The sequence below is a fragment of the Vibrio aestuarianus genome (genome assembly GCF_012395185.1).
Classification (GTDB): Bacteria; Pseudomonadota; Gammaproteobacteria; order Enterobacterales; family Vibrionaceae; genus Vibrio; species Vibrio aestuarianus.
This window is the reverse complement of the sequence record NZ_JAAZTU010000007.1, coordinates 58,932-74,352: the sequence shown is the minus strand read 5'-3', so window position 1 is coordinate 74,352 and position 15,421 is coordinate 58,932. Positions and strand designations below refer to the sequence as shown.

Here is a 15,421-nt window from a genome sequence, read left to right as displayed (position 1 = left end):
GATGTCAACAGAAATAACCTATGATGGCGTTGAACAACTGCCGCTGCGCAAGTTTACCGAAGACGCTTATCTTAACTATTCGATGTACGTCATTATGGACCGTGCATTACCGTATATTGGTGATGGTTTAAAACCGGTTCAACGACGTATTATTTATGCCATGTCAGAGCTTGGTCTCTCTGCTGCGGCAAAATATAAGAAATCAGCCCGTACTGTTGGTGACGTGTTGGGTAAATACCACCCACATGGCGACTCAGCATGTTATGAAGCTATGGTATTGATGGCGCAACCTTTCTCTTATCGCTACCCATTAGTGGACGGTCAAGGGAACTGGGGGGCACCAGATGACCCGAAATCATTCGCGGCAATGCGTTATACCGAAGCGAAATTGTCTAAGTTTGCTGAGGTATTACTCGGAGAGCTTGGTCAGGGTAATGTGGATTGGCAGCCTAACTTTGATGGCACTATGAAAGAGCCACAAATGCTACCAGCACGCCTGCCTCATATTCTGCTCAATGGGGTAACTGGTATTGCAGTCGGTATGGCAACGGATATTCCGCCACATAACGTACGTGAAATTGCCGAGGCCACTATCCACTTAATTGATCACCCTGGTGCTGATCTGCCTGATGTGATGCAGTATGTTCAAGGTCCAGATTATCCAACGGAAGCTGAAATCATTTCACCGAAGGCCGATCTCGAGAAAATTTATCGCTCTGGTCGCGGTAGTGTGAAAATGCGTGCGGTTTGGCACAAAGAAGGTGCTGATATCGTCATTACAGCGCTACCTCATCAAGTATCTGGCGCTAAGTTACTAGAGCAAATTGCCAATCAAATGCGTGCGAAAAAGCTGCCGATGGTTGAAGATTTACGTGACGAATCGGATCATGAAAATCCGACCCGTATCGTAATCGTGCCACGTTCAAATCGTGTCGATTGTGATTTATTAATGAGTCATCTATTCGCATCGACTGATTTAGAGAAAAGCTTTCGCGTTAACTTGAATATGATCGGCTTAGACAACCGTCCGCAAGTGAAAGGCTTAGTACAAGTACTGTCGGAATGGATTGAATTTCGTCGCACAACGGTACGTCGTCGTTTGCAATATCGTCTTGATAAAGTGATGGCTCGCTTGCACATTTTAGAAGGTTTGTTAGCGGCGTATTTGAATATCGATGAAGTCATCGAAATTATTCGAACCGAAGATGAACCACGACCTGTTTTAATGAGTCGTTTTAATATTTCAGAAATTCAAGCTGATGCGATTCTGGATATTAAACTGCGTAATCTTGCTAAATTAGAAGAGTTCAAAATTCGAGCTGAGCAAGATGAGCTAGAAAAAGAGCGTGAAAAACTAGAGCAACTATTAGGCTCAGAACGTCGTCTGAATACGCTATTGAAAAAAGAGATTAAAGCAGACGCTGATAAGTACGGTGATGATCGTCGTTCTCCATTAGTTGAGCGTGCTGAAGCTAAAGCATTAACAGAGCGTGATCTGGTACCAAGTGAAGCGATTACTGTTGTGCTTTCAGAAAAAGGCTGGGTGCGTCACGCCAAAGGGCATGATGTCGATTGCCAAGGTTTAAACTATAAATCGGGTGATCAATACCTTGCTCATGCCTGTGGTAAGAGTAACCAGCAGGCGGTGTTCTTAGGTAGTGATGGGCGAAGTTATTCGTTAGAGTCACATTCTTTGCCATCTGCACGTAGCCAAGGTGAACCGATTACTGGGCGCTTAAATATCACCGAGGGATCGTCAATTCGCCAAGTTGTGATGGGTGAAGATGACCAGTTGTGGCTAGTCGGCTCTGATGCTGGTTATGGGTTTGTATGCAAAGGTAGTGAGTTACTGTCGAAGAACCGCAGCGGTAAAGCTTTGGTCAACTTGCCTGAAAATTCAGAAATCATGCCACCACAAGCGATTGGTAACCTTGATGCGGATGAGATTCTAGCGATTACTAACCAAGGGCGAATGCTCCTTTTCCCTATCAAAGATTTGCCTCAGTTAAGCAAAGGTAAAGGGAATAAGATCATCAATATTCCTGCGGCGAAGTCGAAAGATCGTGAAGAGTTTGTTTCTCACTTAATGTCTTTACCACAAGGTGTTTCCATTACACTTTATGCGGGCAAACGTAAGCTTGGATTGAAAGCGAGCGATTTAGATAACTTCCGTGGTGAACGAGGACGCAGAGGTGGCTTATTACCACGAGGTTTACAGCGCGTCACCAGTATTGAGATTGAAGCAGAACCTGCGACATCCTTAGCTGAAGAAGAGTAATTGAACCAACAAAAAGCCCCGAATGTCGGGGCTTTTTGTTAATCATTTATAAATCACCACTCTAGGCGGTGATGATTGTTTTTAACTATTAAATCTATTCACGTAAATCTTCGGCAATCGTCACTGGCAAGGTAACTTCCTCACCCTTGCGAAGAATTAATATTTCAACGGTTCTGCCTGGTCGCAGATCGGTTACGATATCCATAACATTTTGCCGGCCATTAATTTTCTTACCATCAATTTTTAGAATAATATCACGCTCTGCAAATCCAGCTTCCGCCGCCGGGCCATTAGGATCTATGCCTAGTACGACAATGCCGCCCATATGTTCACTGCCAAGCAGCCGTGAAGTGACTGGTGTAATGTCTTGTCCATCAACACCGATGTAACCGCGGATAACACGTCCATCAGCGATGATTTTTTCCATGATGGTATTAGCAAGCTTGTATGGAATGGCGAAGGAGATCCCATAGGTTTCCATATTCGTTGCCTGTTGGAACGATGCTGTATTAATCCCTACCAGTTCACCTTGCGTATTAACTAATGCCCCACCAGAGTTCCCTTCATTAATTGCCGCATCCGTTTGAATGAAGGCTTGTCGACCATCGGCACTGATAGAAGAGCGTCCAGTCGCTGAAATGATGCCAAAAGTGGTGGTTTGCCCTAGATTATAAGGGTTACCGATGGCTAAAACGATATCACCAACCTTAGCTGAATAGTCTGAGTTAAGCGGAATTACAGGTAAGTTTGTTCCTTCAATTCGTAAAATGGCAATATCTGTTCGACGATCTTTACCGACTAACTGCGCAGCTGCAATTCGACCGTCTTGCAGCGCGGCGACAATTTGATCGGCCTGCGCCACCACGTGATAATTGGTGATGATATAGCCTTTCTCGCTAACAATAACACCAGAGCCTAAGCCTTGAATTGATAACTTTTTCGAGCCATTTTCTGTATATTTCTGGTTGTAGATATTGACCACGGCCGGTGCTGCACGACGAACAGCTTGATTGAAGGATAGTTGCAGTGAACCGATATCGGCAGGTTCGGCATTATTCGGTGTGGTTAGAATATTTGAGCGTAGGGAAGGAATAGCCAGTAATAGAATCACTCCGGTAATTAATCCAATTCCAACGGAACGGGCTAGAAAACTAAGCATACTTTCCCCAAATAAAACTTATGATTTACTCAGGATATTTTTCTGAGTCTGAAAGGGGAAGAATAGCACTACCTGCTTAAATAAGGAAAGGGCAGCATTCAATATGCTGCCCCACTGAACAAATGTACCTAATGATATGTGTTAACGAACAACCAAATAAATTGTTCTATCTCCACGTTGAATATTCAGTGCAAGCACACTTGATTTCTTCTCTAACAGAGCTCGCAAGTCTGCTAGGTTTTTTACTCGCTTACGATTGACGCCAATAATGATGTCACCTTTCTGTAATTGATAGGCTTCTGCGGCCGATCCCTTTTCTATATTGGTGACTTTCACTCCAGCGATAGGATCACCGTCTGTTGTATTGGTTAACTCCGCCCCAGTTAAGCCTTCATGCAGTTGCTCAGCTTTGGTTTTGGTGTTGTTTTCACCCAATGTGACTTTAAATGTCTCAGATTTACCGTCGCGCATCACGCCTAAAGTGATTTCTTTACCAGCGCCTAAGGTTGCCACTTTTGCTCTTAATTCACTGAATGTGTCAATTTTCTTTCCATTAAGGGTAGTAATGACATCACCTGCTCTTAGCCCTGCGTTGTCTGCGGCGCTACCTTCAATCACCTGACTGACAAACGCTCCTTTGCTTGACTCATAACCTAAAGCATCAGCAAGTTCAGAGGTGATTTCTCCACCTTGGACACCAAGCATGCCACGTTTTACTTCACCAAATTCTAGAATTTGCTCTGTGAGGTTTTTCATCATATTTGATGGGATAGCAAAGCCGATCCCGACGTTGCCGCCATTAGGCCCTAAAATAGCAGTATTGATACCAATCAATTCACCATTGAGGTTGACCAGAGCACCCCCGGAATTACCGCTGTTAATTGCTGCGTCGGTTTGGATAAAGTTTTCAAAATTTTCAATATTCAAACCACTACGGCCAAGTGCTGACACAATACCGGAGGTAACGGTTTGTCCAAGACCAAATGGATTGCCGATAGCGACAGTGAAATCTCCAACACGTAATTGATCGGAATCTGCAATTTTAATTTGCGTTAAGTTTTTCGCTTTTTCTAATTTAAGCAAAGCGATATCGGACATTTTGTCGCCACCAACCAGCTCTGCATCGTATTCTCGACCATCATGAAGAGTGACTAATATTTTATCGGCCCCATTAATTACGTGGTAGTTAGTGACGACATAGCCTTTATCGGCATCGGTGACCACGCCAGAACCTAACCCTCTAAACGGTCGTTCTTGAAGTTGATCGATTGGAAAATCAGGGCCAAAGAAAAATTTGAACTGTTCTGGAATTCGCTGCTGAGATACCTGCGTTCCTTCAACAGAAATACTGACCACGGCGGGGGTCACACGTTCTAGCATTGGTGCCAAGCTAGGGAGTTGCTCGCCATCTACGGAGAAGGGAAGTGCAGCAATAGCTGGCAGTGGGGTGATGATTGAACTTAAACTTAAAGACAGTGCTGTTAGGACGAGTAAAGGTTTTTTCATCATGAGCTCCTTTGGATTAATGCCTTCGAAGTTTAATATTTGTACTAAATATTAAACTTCAACACTCTTCGTGAGGATTATGACTCAAAAACCTTTATAAAGTTCATGATAGACAATTAAGAAGCATTCACCTTAACGACGTCTGCAGATCGAATGATTTCTTTTTCAGGGGTGTTAAAAAGCCCCGTTGCGCCATTGGCGTAATCTTTAGGTGCTTGCTCTAAAATACTGCTATCAACTTTGTCTGACTCATTATGTTGGGCAATTTTTTTGATAAACGGATTATCTTGTTCTGGCATGTTGGGTAAAAGATCGGCAGAGGTTTTCGCCATATGCTGATACAGTTTTGTGTAATCCTTGCCTAACGTGTCTAACATTTCTGCTGTTTGCGCAAAATGGTCAGACAGCTCTTGCTTTTGTTGTTCTAGGTTAAATTTCGCGTTATCTAATTCTTTTTGTAGAGACTTTTGATTCTTATACTGAGGCGTAGTGAGTCGAGAAATAATCACTCCTAGCACCGCCCCTACCAGTAAGCCTACAACGGCATATATCCAAGGCATAACAGCTCCTTATTGTTGTTATTTAACATGTTTTTTACCTGTTGGTTACACATGTCGTTTGGACATGTTACTATGACTCTTCTAGTCGATAAAGCGAAATACGCCAAATATCAGTACCCATTTCATTCGATGCAGTAGGCGGTTATGACACCTAAACAGAAATACAGACAAGATATAGAAAAGTTTGGTTTTCAGCACGATGACGCGCAAGCGCAAGCCGTCGATGCTTTAGATTTACTGTATCACCAGTTACAAGATTATCTTAACCAACCAGTGGTGACATTTTCAGCATTTCAAAAGTTGTTAGGTCGTAAAGCACCTCAAGTCATACCGCCAAAAGGTTTGTATTTTTGGGGCGGTGTTGGAAGGGGTAAAACTTATCTGATGGATACGTTTTTTGAGTCATTGCCAACTACTAAGAAAATGCGTGTTCACTTTCACCGTTTCATGCACCGTGTTCATGATGAACTAAAGCTGCTAGACGGTGTTGAAGAGCCTCTTGATAAAGTGGCTGACAAATTTAAGTCTGAAGTTGAAATTATCTGTTTTGATGAGTTTTTTGTTTCTGATATCACCGACGCAATGATACTCGGCACACTTTTTCAGGCTCTGTTTAAAAGAGGGATGGTTTTGGTCGCTACGTCCAATATTCCTCCGCATGATTTATATCGTAATGGTTTACAGCGAGCTCGCTTTTTACCTGCGATTCATTTAATTGAATCCAACTGTCTAGTGCTTAATGTAGATAGTGGTATCGATTATCGCTTGAGGACTTTAAAACAAGCTGAGATCTACCATTTCCCTTTAGATGCTAAAGCGGATAACAATTTGCAGACTTACTATTCACAGCTGACTGGTGAGGGGAAGGCTGTTATTAATCAAATCGAAATAAACCACCGTGTTTTATCCGTAGTTAAAGCGAGTGATGGCGTACTTCACGCCACTTTTGAGCAACTTTGTCAAAGTGCTCGCAGTCAAAATGACTATATAGAACTATCGAAAATTTATCACACTGTTCTTTTAGCGAATGTAAAACAGATGGATAGCACCATTGATGATGCTACAAGACGATTTATTGCCTTGGTTGATGAATTTTATGAGCGTCAAGTGAAGTTGATTATTTCCGCAGAGGTTGACTTAAAAAACCTTTATCTTGGTGGATTACTCGAATTTGAGTTTAAACGTTGTCAATCACGTCTTATTGAAATGCAAAGCCATGAGTATTTAGCTAAACCGCACCTTGCGTAGCGGATTTTGCACTTACACTTAAGTTGAAATAAAAATCGTGATTTTGTTCAAAAAGGGGTGATTTTTTCAACTGACTTCTCTATAATCCTGCGACCCACCGTTACTGCAGGTCAGTTTCTTTGAAACATAAGACCGAGAGCACCAAGCGCTCGAAGGGGTGATGACTGGACTCTTAGACAGTGGGAGCAATATGCTCCTTTTAGTGTAAATTTTATTTAACGGGTTATTATTAGCATGAAAACTTTCGTTGCTAAACCAGAAACTGTAAAACGCGACTGGTATATCGTAGACGCAGAGGGTAAAACCCTTGGCCGTCTAGCAAGTGAAATTGCATCTCGCCTACGTGGCAAACATAAAGCTGAATACACTCCTCACGTAGACACTGGTGATTACATCATCGTTGTTAACGCTGAGAAAGTTACTGTAACTGGTAACAAAGCAGCAGCTAAAACTTACTACCGTCACACTGAATTTCCAGGCGGCTTAAAATCAATCACTTTTGATAAGTTGATTGTTCGTAAGCCTGAAATGGCGATTGAGCTAGCGGTTAAAGGTATGCTACCACGTGGTCCTCTAGGCCGTGCTATGTACCGTAAGCTGAAAGTTTACGCTGGCGCTGAGCACAACCATGCTGCTCAACAACCAAAAGTACTAGACATCTAATTGGGGATTTCGAAAATGGCAGAGAATCAATACTACGGCACTGGCCGTCGCAAAAGCTCAGCTGCACGCGTTTTTATTAAACCAGGCAGCGGCAACATCGTAATCAACAAGCGTAGCCTTGATGTTTACTTTGGTCGTCCAACTTCTCGTATGGTTGTTAAACAACCTCTTGAGCTAGTTGAACTAACAGAGAAACTAGATCTATACATCACTGTTAAAGGTGGTGGTATTTCTGGTCAAGCAGGTGCTATCCGTCACGGTATCACTCGCGCTCTAATGGAATACGATGAATCACTACGTCCTGTTCTACGTGCAGCTGGCTACGTTACTCGCGACGCTCGTTGCGTTGAACGTAAGAAAGTTGGTCTACGTAAAGCACGTCGTAAACCACAATTCTCTAAGCGTTAATCTTTTATATCAGAAGATATACGCTTCCAGTTTTACTGGGAATTGCGATTCAAAAAGCTCGGTATTTATACCGAGCTTTTTTGTTTTTTTAGCGTAAACAAAAATTCACTTCTCTAATCACATCATTTAGTTATTAATCTTTAATGCCCCTTTTGTGACGTCACGTGCGATTTACTTCACGAATGTTACAAAAAAGTAGCTTTATCTTGTCAAAAAGTAGGGTTTTATTTATCATTTGCCATCAAATAAATACAACTAGATTCGTATTTTGTTAGCCATGCTCTTATAAGCGGAATAACAATAATCCACAAGGAGCAAATGGGAGAATGTTTGGATGAGCAATGCGCCTTTAAATAACGGCCGCAGACGTTTCTTAACCGCAACAACAGCTGTTGTTGGTGGTTTAGGTGCAGCTGCTGTCGCCGTTCCTTTTATTAAATCTTGGAACCCAAGTGCAAGAGCAAAAGCCGCGGGTGCCCCTGTTGAAGTTGAAATCGGAAAGCTTGAAGAAGGGCAAATGGTCCGTGTCGAGTGGCGTGGCAAGCCTGTATGGGTTGTTCGTCGATCTCAATCTGTTGTTGATGGGTTGAAAGAGATTGAAAATCAACTTCGAGATCCTCAATCGGGAGAGCAACAACAACCAGATTATGCTCAAAATGCTTACCGCTCAATAAAGCCTGAGTATTTTGTTGCTGTTGGTATTTGTACCCACCTTGGTTGTTCACCAAGCTATTTACCTGACTCTTTTAGTGAACAAGTTCAAGGCGTGAAATCAGGTTTCTTCTGTCCTTGTCATGGTTCTAAATTTGATATGGCTGGCCGGGTTTTTCAAGGCGTTCCAGCGCCATTAAACCTCGTTATCCCTAAATATATGTACCTCAGCGATACTCGTATTGTCATTGGTATTGACGAAACAGGGGAGGCCTAATAATGCAAGTCTTACTTGATTGGGTAGAAAAGCGTTTACCTGCAATGAACGCGTATAAAAAACACCTTTCTGAATACCCAATGCCGAAAAACTTCAATTTTTGGTATTTGTTTGGTTCATTAGCCATGTTGGTGCTGGTTAACCAGTTGGTTACTGGTGTTTGGTTGACCATGAACTATGTGCCGTCGGGTGAAGGTGCTTTTGCTTCTGTTGAATACATCATGCGTGATGTCGAATACGGTTGGTTACTGCGTTATATGCACTCTACTGGTGCTTCTGCATTCTTCGTGGTGGTTTATCTGCACATGTTCCGTGGCTTAATTTATGGTTCTTACCAAAAGCCTCGTGAATTATTGTGGATCTTTGGCATGCTGATTTTCCTTGTACTGATGGCTGAAGCTTTCATGGGGTATCTACTGCCATGGGGTCAAATGTCGTATTGGGGGGCTCAGGTCATCATTTCTTTGTTTGGTGCCATCCCTGTTATTGGTGATGACCTAACATTGTGGATCCGTGGTGACTATGTTATCTCTGGTGCAACGCTGAACCGTTTCTTCGCATTACACGTTATTGCGTTGCCTATCGTGCTACTACTATTGATTGTCTTGCATATTCTTGCTCTTCATGAGGTGGGGTCAAATAACCCTGATGGTATTGAAACCAAGTTGCCAAAAGGCAAAATGGGCGATGGTTACCAAACACAATTTAAATTCCATGAATACTATACGAAGAAATACGACATCATTGACTCAGTGCCTTTCCATCCTTACGGCACGGTGAAAGATCTTATTGGTGTCGCAGGCTTCTTATTCCTTTTCTGCTATGTACTGTTCTTTAACCCAGAAATGGGTGGTTATTTCCTTGAGCCGCCAAACTTTGAGGCTGCTAACCCGCTAAAAACACCGGCACATATTGCCCCTGTATGGTACTTCACCCCGTTCTATGCCATTTTGCGTGCAGTACCAGATAAGCTAATTGGTGTGGTTGCCATGGGCGCTTCTATTGTTGTGCTTTTCCTATTGCCTTGGCTTGATCGTTGTAAAGTTCGCTCTTACCGCTATCGTAGTAAGATCCACTTAATCAACATTATTCAGTTCACTATCTGCTTTATTGCGTTAGGTGTTTTAGGTGCGTTGCCTGCGACAGCAACTTATACATTGCTTGCACGTATATTTAGCGTTGGTTACTTCATGTTCTTCGTTCTGTTGTTCTTCTACAGTAAAAATGAAGCAACGAAACCATTACCAGAGAGGGTGACATTTAAATGAAAAAGTGGATTGTAATTTTGTTTGCAATGCTGCCATCTCTAGCTTTGGCTGCAGGAGCTAACGTACATCTTGATAAAGCAAATAATGACTTAACCGACCAAGCATCGCTGCAAAATGGTGCCAAGCTGTTTATGAATTACTGCTTTGGTTGTCACTCGACGCAATACCAGCGTTATGAGCGAGTGGCAACAGATTTGGGTATTCCAGCGGATCTGATGAAGGAAAGTTTAATCTTTGATCCGAATGCGAAAATTGGCCAACTGATGGAGAATGCGATACCTGATAAATCTGCGGCAAAATGGTTTGGTGCTGCACCACCTGATTTGACCTTGGTTGCTCGAGTTCGTGGAACAGATTGGTTATACACTTATCTTCGTTCTTTCTATGCTGATCCTAGCCGTCCATTTGGTGTGAACAATATTGTGTTCCCAAGCGTGGGTATGCCACATGTGCTTGAAGAACTGCAAGGCATACCTCAGCCAGTCTACGGGACGCACCAAGTTGATGGTGAAGAAGTTGAAGTGGTTGTCGGGACTCAGTCTGATGGTACAGGTGAACTGAGCCAAAGCGAGTATGATCAGGCGGTTCGTGATCTGGTTAATTTCTTGGACTATTCAGCGGAGCCCGTTAAGTTAGAGCGTCAATCACTTGGTTGGTGGGTAATGGCATTCTTAGTGCTATTTACCATTGTCGTTGTAATGCTTAAGAAAGAATATTGGCGCGATGTGCACTAATTGTGCTATTATGCGGCGCTAATTTCTGATTTTTATTGAATCATCAATGGAGGCTTAGCCTCCATTGTTTTTATTTCTGTAAGTGTGCTGGAGGGCTCCATGGCTGTAGCTGCCAATAAACGTTCTGTGATGACGCTATTTTCGAGTGCATCTGATATGTATAGTCATCAGGTTCGTATTGTTCTAGCGGAAAAAGGTGTCAGTGTTGAGGTTGAATTAGTGGATGAAGCTAATTTACCTGCTGAGCTTATCGAGCTAAACCCATATAAGACAGTACCAACTCTTGTTGATCGTGAGCTCGCGCTTTATGACTCAAAGATCATCATGGAATATTTAGATGAGCGTTTTCCTCATCCACCATTGATGCCTGTTTACCCGGTTGCTCGTGGTAATAGCCGTTTGATGATCTACCGTATCGAGAGAAACTGGTACTCACTTGCTGAGAAAGTAGTTAAAGGCAATGCTGAAGAGTCAGAAGCTGCACGTAATAAGTTGCGCAATGATCTACTAACTCTTGGTCCTGTATTTGCTGAATATGAATACTTCATGAGCGAAGAGTTCAGCTTAATTGACTGTTATCTCGCACCTTTATTGTGGCGTTTACCTGAATTAGGTATTGAGTTGATCGGTCCTGGTTCTAAAGAGCTGAAAATCTACATGAATCGTGTATTTGAACGTGATTCATTCTTGGCTTCGTTGACGGAAGCTGAACGTGAGATGCGTTTGGTTCGTTAAGGTAGTTTGATGGATATCGCCCAAATGACCCCTCGCCGACCATACATGCTACGCGCATTCTATGATTGGTTGCTAGAAAATGAGCTGACTCCTCATGTGGTTGTTGATGCAACCCTTGATGGTGTACGTGTTCCTATGGAATTTGTACAAGATGGACAAATCATCCTAAATCTAGCACCAAGAGCGATTGGTAACCTTGAGCTGGGTAATGATGCGATTACCTTTAATGCTCGCTTCGGTGGACGACCACATTCGGTAATTGTTCCTTTGTATGCGGTACAAGCAATTTATGCTCGTGAAAACGGTGCAGGGACCATGTTTGAACCAGAAGATGCGTACATAAATGCTATTGAGTCTGGTATGTCAGATGTTTCTGAAGATGAAGGGTTAACGTTTGACGTTATTTCTGATTCAGGTGAATCAATGACAACCGAAGAAGCTTCTCGTCCAAGAGGCAAGCCTAGTCTTCGTGTTATTAAGTAAGCTAATTTCTAGGTTATCAATACAAAAAAGCAGCGATTTTCGCTGCTTTTTTTCATCCTAATATTTGCTTTAAATGCGGGTTATTCACTGTATTGAAAAGCCTTTATTACTTGTTTTACCCCAGAGATATTTCGGGCAATGTCTGTGGCAAGCTCAGCGTGTTCTGCCGATACGTAACCGAGCAAAAATACTTCTCTGTTTTCTGTGATTACTTTAATTTTGATGGTGTTCAATTCAGAATTTGCCAATAAGGAAGATTTTACTTTGGTGGTGATCCAACTATCGTTACTGATTTCCCCAAGCGACAAAGGCGCTTTTATCCGAACTTGGTTGTGAATGACTTTAACGCCTTTTGTTTCACGCGCTTTCTTCTCAAAATCACTCAGTAACTCAGATGTCTCTGATTGCCCCATCAATATAACCGTACCTTGATACGAACTTGCAGTGATGCGAGTTTTTCCCTTGAATGGCGCTTTATTGGCAATGCCTGCGACTTCAAATTCGATATTGTTATCATTCCAAATTTCTTGAGTGGTACGTGGGTCGGTTACTATATTTGCTGTTGTTGCTGCGCCAGCAATAATAACGCCAGCACAACCAGATACAGCAAAGCTCAGTAGTAGCATGAGTGAAAATTTTAATGTTTTCATTGTCTATTCCTCGTGAGCAGGGAAGAGCACTTGATCAATTAAATCACACAAACAGTGTAGAGTGACCATATGAACTTCGTGAATGCGAGCTGTACGTTGCGATGGAATACGAATTTCGACATCATTTTCGCCTAATAGTCCTGCCATTTCACCACCATCCTTACCAGTTAGTGCAATGATAGTCATGTCTCGTGTAACGGCGGCTTCCATCGCCTTGATGATGTTTTTGCTGTTACCACTGGTGGATATTGCCAACAAAATATCACCAGGTTGTCCAAATGCGCGAACCTGTTTAGAAAATATTTCTTGGTAGTGGTAGTCATTGGCGACAGCGGTCAGCGTAGTATTATCAGCCGTTAAAGCGATAGCAGGTAAGCTTGGACGTTCGGTTTCAAAACGGTTGAGTAAACACGAGGCAAAAAGTTGCGCGTTTGCAGAAGAGCCTCCGTTACCACAGCATAAAATTTTATGACCATTGAGCAGTGTCGCCACCATTGCTTGCGCTGCATGGGTAATGGCATCCGGTAGTGCTTCCGCTGCCGCAATTTGAATTTGAATGCTTTCTGTAAAACTATCTTTAATGCTGTCTAGCATCGATTATCCTTGAGTAATTGCGTTTTTAATCCACTCGATATGCTGATCATTATGATGAATCGCTATCACATCGAACCGAAAATCTGTGTCATAAGGCGAGAGCCCATGTTTGAGCAACCATAAGTTTGCTGTTTTTACTAACTTGGTCATTTTTGCTGCAGTCACCATTTCAGCGGCATGTCCGTGGTTCTGGTTCTTTCGATACTTCACTTCGACGAATATGATCGTCTCTTTTTCGCGCATAATAAGGTCAATTTCACCCGTTTTGGTCGTGAAGTTTTGTTCTATAAAACTCAAACCACAGCGCTGCAAATATTGCTTTGCTGTGGTTTCATAGTGTTGGCCTAATGCTCGACGGCTAAAGAGCACTACGCTCAGCCCAACTGATTTCTCTTTGCACAATGCATTGGTCATTGATGCTCAGTGTGCCGGTCTTTCCTTGAATGCTATATCCTTCGACCACTTTCATTTGCGGTAATTCTACCATTAATTGATAAGCGTCCATTCCTAGCGCCTGTAGGCGTCGCTCGGTGTTAGAATTTTTTGGCCACAATTGATTCATTTGGCTATCTAGCTGAGGATTTGGATGGATCAGTAATGGAATGTCACTGTAAGTGACACCACTTAGATCTTCATATTGTTTGCTGCCACTGTTACTACGGGAATTAGAAAATAACTTCGGTGGCGTTGCATCTGGGTTAATTGCCACCTCGATAAATGGCTTGATTAAAGTAAGTTCAGCACTGTTAGCAACGATATACACAGAATCAATGTCACGACGGCTACGAGGTTGACTTTCTAGGTCAATCCCCACCAGCGCATCCATTTGTGCAATGTTTTGTTGGCTATCTTGCAACCCAAAAACGGTATTGATATTACGTTGCAGTTGTCGCTTATCACCAAATAGATTGACCGCTACTTTGTTTTTACTGTATTTGCGCCACTCGCTATTGAATGCCTCGATTACGCGTTGCCCATAATTACCTTGAGGCGCCAGAATAAGTGGGTATTGATAGCCTTGACTAAAGAGGTATTTAGCGGCTTGTTCCACTTCTTGTTCTGGTGATAGAGCTAGATAGCATGTATTTACGCCTTCTTCCACTTGATCCGGTATATTCAATGCAAGTGTTGGAATGGATGCTAAACGTGCTTGCTGCAATTTATGCAGATTTTCAATATTGGCTTTAATCAATGGCCCTACGACAAAGTCGATATTCTTTTCAATCAGTTGAGCATCAATATCTGCCGCATCTTCAGCATGGGTATCAATCACAGTTAACGTGGCGTTGGTATCACGATCTTTGTCATTCATCATCGCCATAATAAAGCCATCGCGGATCAGTTGTGCTTGCTTAGCAAACTTACCCGATAGCGGCAGTAATAATGCGGTGTTGGTTGGTTTTATGATCTCTAAAGACAAAATATCTTGAATGGCCTTAGGAGTGTAAATTGCTGCTGGATGCGTACTATTTTCTGCCAACCATTGTTCTAACGTGTTCTTTAATTGCGGAATATTGCCGTTCAATGTTTTCATATATACAGCAAGTTGCAACCAACCATCTAGGATATTTTCACTCACATCGGTAGTGAGTGTTGTGATGGTATTGGTGTTGTAATGATTGAGATTAAGCCAGATCTGATCGGCTATCGCTTCTTGCTGAGCATTATCAACATAGTCTGCGAGAGCGACCAGTTCGCGGCTGGAATCAAAAGGACGCCCAAGGGCGGTAAAAATATCGGCACGTGTTTGGTGATATTGTGCCCAGGTCTCTGGTGTTAGTTTCCACCATGCTTGGAAATTAAGTTGCGACAGAGCTTGCTCTAATTGTTCATCATTAATGAATAGTTGTGCTCGTGCTAATTGCCATTCTGCTTGCTGCGCTTCGGACAACGACTGCTTTGATATACGCTTGATTAAAAGTTGAGCCTGCTCATTATTATTTTCGTTGATGGTGGCTTTAAGTGCCATGATCAACAAATCATTTTGCAGTGAATCTTGGCTGCTATCAGCTTGCATCAAGTAGCTTTGCGCTGACTGCATTGGATCTTGAGTGATATCCACAGAAGTCGGTGCTGAAGGATTAGACGAACAAGCCGCCAAAGCCATTGCTAATGCAACGGGAGTGAGTAAGCGTGGTACACTGAGTCTCGGATGGTTCTTCATAGCCATGAGTTCTTTCGTTATTCCGTGTAAAATTGTCTCTATA

Annotated in this window: 16 protein-coding genes; 9 read left to right on the top strand and 7 right to left on the bottom strand. The window is 42.6% G+C overall.

Annotated features, from left to right (window positions below; genetic code table 11):
• Position 1: 1 nt before the first annotated feature.
• Positions 2-2,278: a DNA topoisomerase IV subunit A gene (gene parC / locus HGG78_RS04755; RefSeq protein ID WP_053310759.1), complete on the top strand. Its 2,277-nt coding sequence runs from the start codon at positions 2-4 to the stop codon at positions 2,276-2,278.
• Positions 2,279-2,372: 94 nt separating this feature from the next.
• On the opposite strand, the gene degS is transcribed toward parC, so the two are convergent.
• The 3 genes from degS to zapG all read right to left on the bottom strand — a co-directional run bounded on the left by degS (position 2,373) and on the right by zapG (position 5,503).
• Positions 2,373-3,437, bottom strand: coding sequence for an outer membrane-stress sensor serine endopeptidase DegS (degS, locus tag HGG78_RS04750; protein WP_172532218.1), 1,065 nt, complete (start codon positions 3,435-3,437; stop codon positions 2,373-2,375).
• A gap of 141 nt (positions 3,438-3,578) precedes the next feature.
• Positions 3,579-4,943 (bottom strand): DegQ family serine endoprotease, encoded by a 1,365-nt coding sequence (locus HGG78_RS04745; protein ID WP_172532250.1) that lies wholly within the window; start codon positions 4,941-4,943, stop codon positions 3,579-3,581.
• Between the two features lie 116 nt (positions 4,944-5,059).
• Positions 5,060-5,503 carry a Z-ring associated protein ZapG gene (zapG, locus tag HGG78_RS04740; RefSeq protein WP_053310762.1) on the bottom strand — a complete coding sequence of 148 codons (444 nt, stop codon included), beginning with the start codon at positions 5,501-5,503 and terminating at the stop codon, positions 5,060-5,062.
• A 144-nt stretch (positions 5,504-5,647) separates the two neighbouring features.
• Here zapG and zapE point away from each other — a divergent pair, with 144 nt between their 5' ends.
• The 8 genes from zapE to sspB all read left to right on the top strand — a co-directional run bounded on the left by zapE (position 5,648) and on the right by sspB (position 11,970).
• Positions 5,648-6,751: a cell division protein ZapE gene (gene zapE, locus HGG78_RS04735; protein ID WP_168521076.1), complete on the top strand. Its 1,104-nt coding sequence runs from the start codon at positions 5,648-5,650 to the stop codon at positions 6,749-6,751.
• A 234-nt stretch (positions 6,752-6,985) separates the two neighbouring features.
• Complete coding sequence (rplM, locus tag HGG78_RS04730; RefSeq protein ID WP_053310764.1) at positions 6,986-7,414, top strand: 50S ribosomal protein L13; 429 nt, start codon at positions 6,986-6,988, stop codon at positions 7,412-7,414.
• Between the two features lie 15 nt (positions 7,415-7,429).
• Complete coding sequence (gene rpsI / locus HGG78_RS04725; protein ID WP_010318040.1) at positions 7,430-7,822, top strand: 30S ribosomal protein S9; 393 nt, start codon at positions 7,430-7,432, stop codon at positions 7,820-7,822.
• A 334-nt stretch (positions 7,823-8,156) separates the two neighbouring features.
• On the top strand, positions 8,157-8,750 hold the full coding sequence (petA, locus tag HGG78_RS04720; RefSeq protein ID WP_053310765.1) for a ubiquinol-cytochrome c reductase iron-sulfur subunit: 594 nt from the start codon (positions 8,157-8,159) through the stop codon (positions 8,748-8,750).
• 2 nt (positions 8,751-8,752) lie between these two features.
• Positions 8,753-10,018: a cytochrome b gene (locus HGG78_RS04715; RefSeq protein WP_053310766.1), complete on the top strand. Its 1,266-nt coding sequence runs from the start codon at positions 8,753-8,755 to the stop codon at positions 10,016-10,018.
• Positions 10,015-10,752 carry a cytochrome c1 gene (locus HGG78_RS04710; protein ID WP_053310767.1) on the top strand — a complete coding sequence of 246 codons (738 nt, stop codon included), beginning with the start codon at positions 10,015-10,017 and terminating at the stop codon, positions 10,750-10,752. Before HGG78_RS04715 ends, HGG78_RS04710 begins: the two co-directional genes overlap by 4 nt.
• Positions 10,753-10,851: 99 nt before the next feature.
• Positions 10,852-11,487, top strand: coding sequence for a stringent starvation protein SspA (gene sspA, locus HGG78_RS04705; RefSeq protein WP_053310768.1), 636 nt, complete (start codon positions 10,852-10,854; stop codon positions 11,485-11,487).
• Between the two features lie 9 nt (positions 11,488-11,496).
• The gene (gene sspB / locus HGG78_RS04700) at positions 11,497-11,970 is read left to right on the top strand and encodes a ClpXP protease specificity-enhancing factor (protein WP_172532217.1); all 474 of its coding nucleotides are present in this window, start codon (positions 11,497-11,499) and stop codon (positions 11,968-11,970) included.
• A gap of 80 nt (positions 11,971-12,050) precedes the next feature.
• On the opposite strand, the gene HGG78_RS04695 is transcribed toward sspB, so the two are convergent.
• Genes HGG78_RS04695 through HGG78_RS04680 form a run of 4 tightly spaced genes read right to left on the bottom strand, consistent with a single transcriptional unit; the run spans position 12,051 to position 15,378 of the window.
• Positions 12,051-12,620 (bottom strand): BON domain-containing protein, encoded by a 570-nt coding sequence (locus HGG78_RS04695; RefSeq protein WP_168786542.1) that lies wholly within the window; start codon positions 12,618-12,620, stop codon positions 12,051-12,053.
• Between the two features lie 3 nt (positions 12,621-12,623).
• Positions 12,624-13,214 (bottom strand): phosphoheptose isomerase, encoded by a 591-nt coding sequence (locus HGG78_RS04690; RefSeq protein ID WP_053310771.1) that lies wholly within the window; start codon positions 13,212-13,214, stop codon positions 12,624-12,626.
• Between the two features lie 3 nt (positions 13,215-13,217).
• Positions 13,218-13,628, bottom strand: coding sequence for a YraN family protein (locus tag HGG78_RS04685; protein WP_168521082.1), 411 nt, complete (start codon positions 13,626-13,628; stop codon positions 13,218-13,220).
• The gene (locus tag HGG78_RS04680) at positions 13,573-15,378 is read right to left on the bottom strand and encodes a penicillin-binding protein activator (protein ID WP_172532249.1); all 1,806 of its coding nucleotides are present in this window, start codon (positions 15,376-15,378) and stop codon (positions 13,573-13,575) included. Before HGG78_RS04680 ends, HGG78_RS04685 begins: the two co-directional genes overlap by 56 nt.
• Positions 15,379-15,421: the final 43 nt, after the last annotated feature.

What these genes read in the sequence shown, in the direction of transcription:
- parC (WP_053310759.1), top strand. Translation starts at nt 2, where the DNA reads ATGTCAACAGAAATAACCTATGATGGCGTTGAACAACTGCCGCTGCGC.
- degS (WP_172532218.1), bottom strand. Translation starts at nt 3,437, where the DNA reads ATGCTTAGTTTTCTAGCCCGTTCCGTTGGAATTGGATTAATTACCGGA.
- HGG78_RS04745 (WP_172532250.1), bottom strand. Translation starts at nt 4,943, where the DNA reads ATGAAAAAACCTTTACTCGTCCTAACAGCACTGTCTTTAAGTTTAAGT.
- zapG (WP_053310762.1), bottom strand. Translation starts at nt 5,503, where the DNA reads ATGCCTTGGATATATGCCGTTGTAGGCTTACTGGTAGGGGCGGTGCTA.
- zapE (WP_168521076.1), top strand. Translation starts at nt 5,648, where the DNA reads ATGACACCTAAACAGAAATACAGACAAGATATAGAAAAGTTTGGTTTT.
- rplM (WP_053310764.1), top strand. Translation starts at nt 6,986, where the DNA reads ATGAAAACTTTCGTTGCTAAACCAGAAACTGTAAAACGCGACTGGTAT.
- rpsI (WP_010318040.1), top strand. Translation starts at nt 7,430, where the DNA reads ATGGCAGAGAATCAATACTACGGCACTGGCCGTCGCAAAAGCTCAGCT.
- petA (WP_053310765.1), top strand. Translation starts at nt 8,157, where the DNA reads ATGAGCAATGCGCCTTTAAATAACGGCCGCAGACGTTTCTTAACCGCA.
- HGG78_RS04715 (WP_053310766.1), top strand. Translation starts at nt 8,753, where the DNA reads ATGCAAGTCTTACTTGATTGGGTAGAAAAGCGTTTACCTGCAATGAAC.
- HGG78_RS04710 (WP_053310767.1), top strand. Translation starts at nt 10,015, where the DNA reads ATGAAAAAGTGGATTGTAATTTTGTTTGCAATGCTGCCATCTCTAGCT.
- sspA (WP_053310768.1), top strand. Translation starts at nt 10,852, where the DNA reads ATGGCTGTAGCTGCCAATAAACGTTCTGTGATGACGCTATTTTCGAGT.
- sspB (WP_172532217.1), top strand. Translation starts at nt 11,497, where the DNA reads ATGGATATCGCCCAAATGACCCCTCGCCGACCATACATGCTACGCGCA.
- HGG78_RS04695 (WP_168786542.1), bottom strand. Translation starts at nt 12,620, where the DNA reads ATGAAAACATTAAAATTTTCACTCATGCTACTACTGAGCTTTGCTGTA.
- HGG78_RS04690 (WP_053310771.1), bottom strand. Translation starts at nt 13,214, where the DNA reads ATGCTAGACAGCATTAAAGATAGTTTTACAGAAAGCATTCAAATTCAA.
- HGG78_RS04685 (WP_168521082.1), bottom strand. Translation starts at nt 13,628, where the DNA reads ATGACCAATGCATTGTGCAAAGAGAAATCAGTTGGGCTGAGCGTAGTG.
- HGG78_RS04680 (WP_172532249.1), bottom strand. Translation starts at nt 15,378, where the DNA reads ATGAAGAACCATCCGAGACTCAGTGTACCACGCTTACTCACTCCCGTT.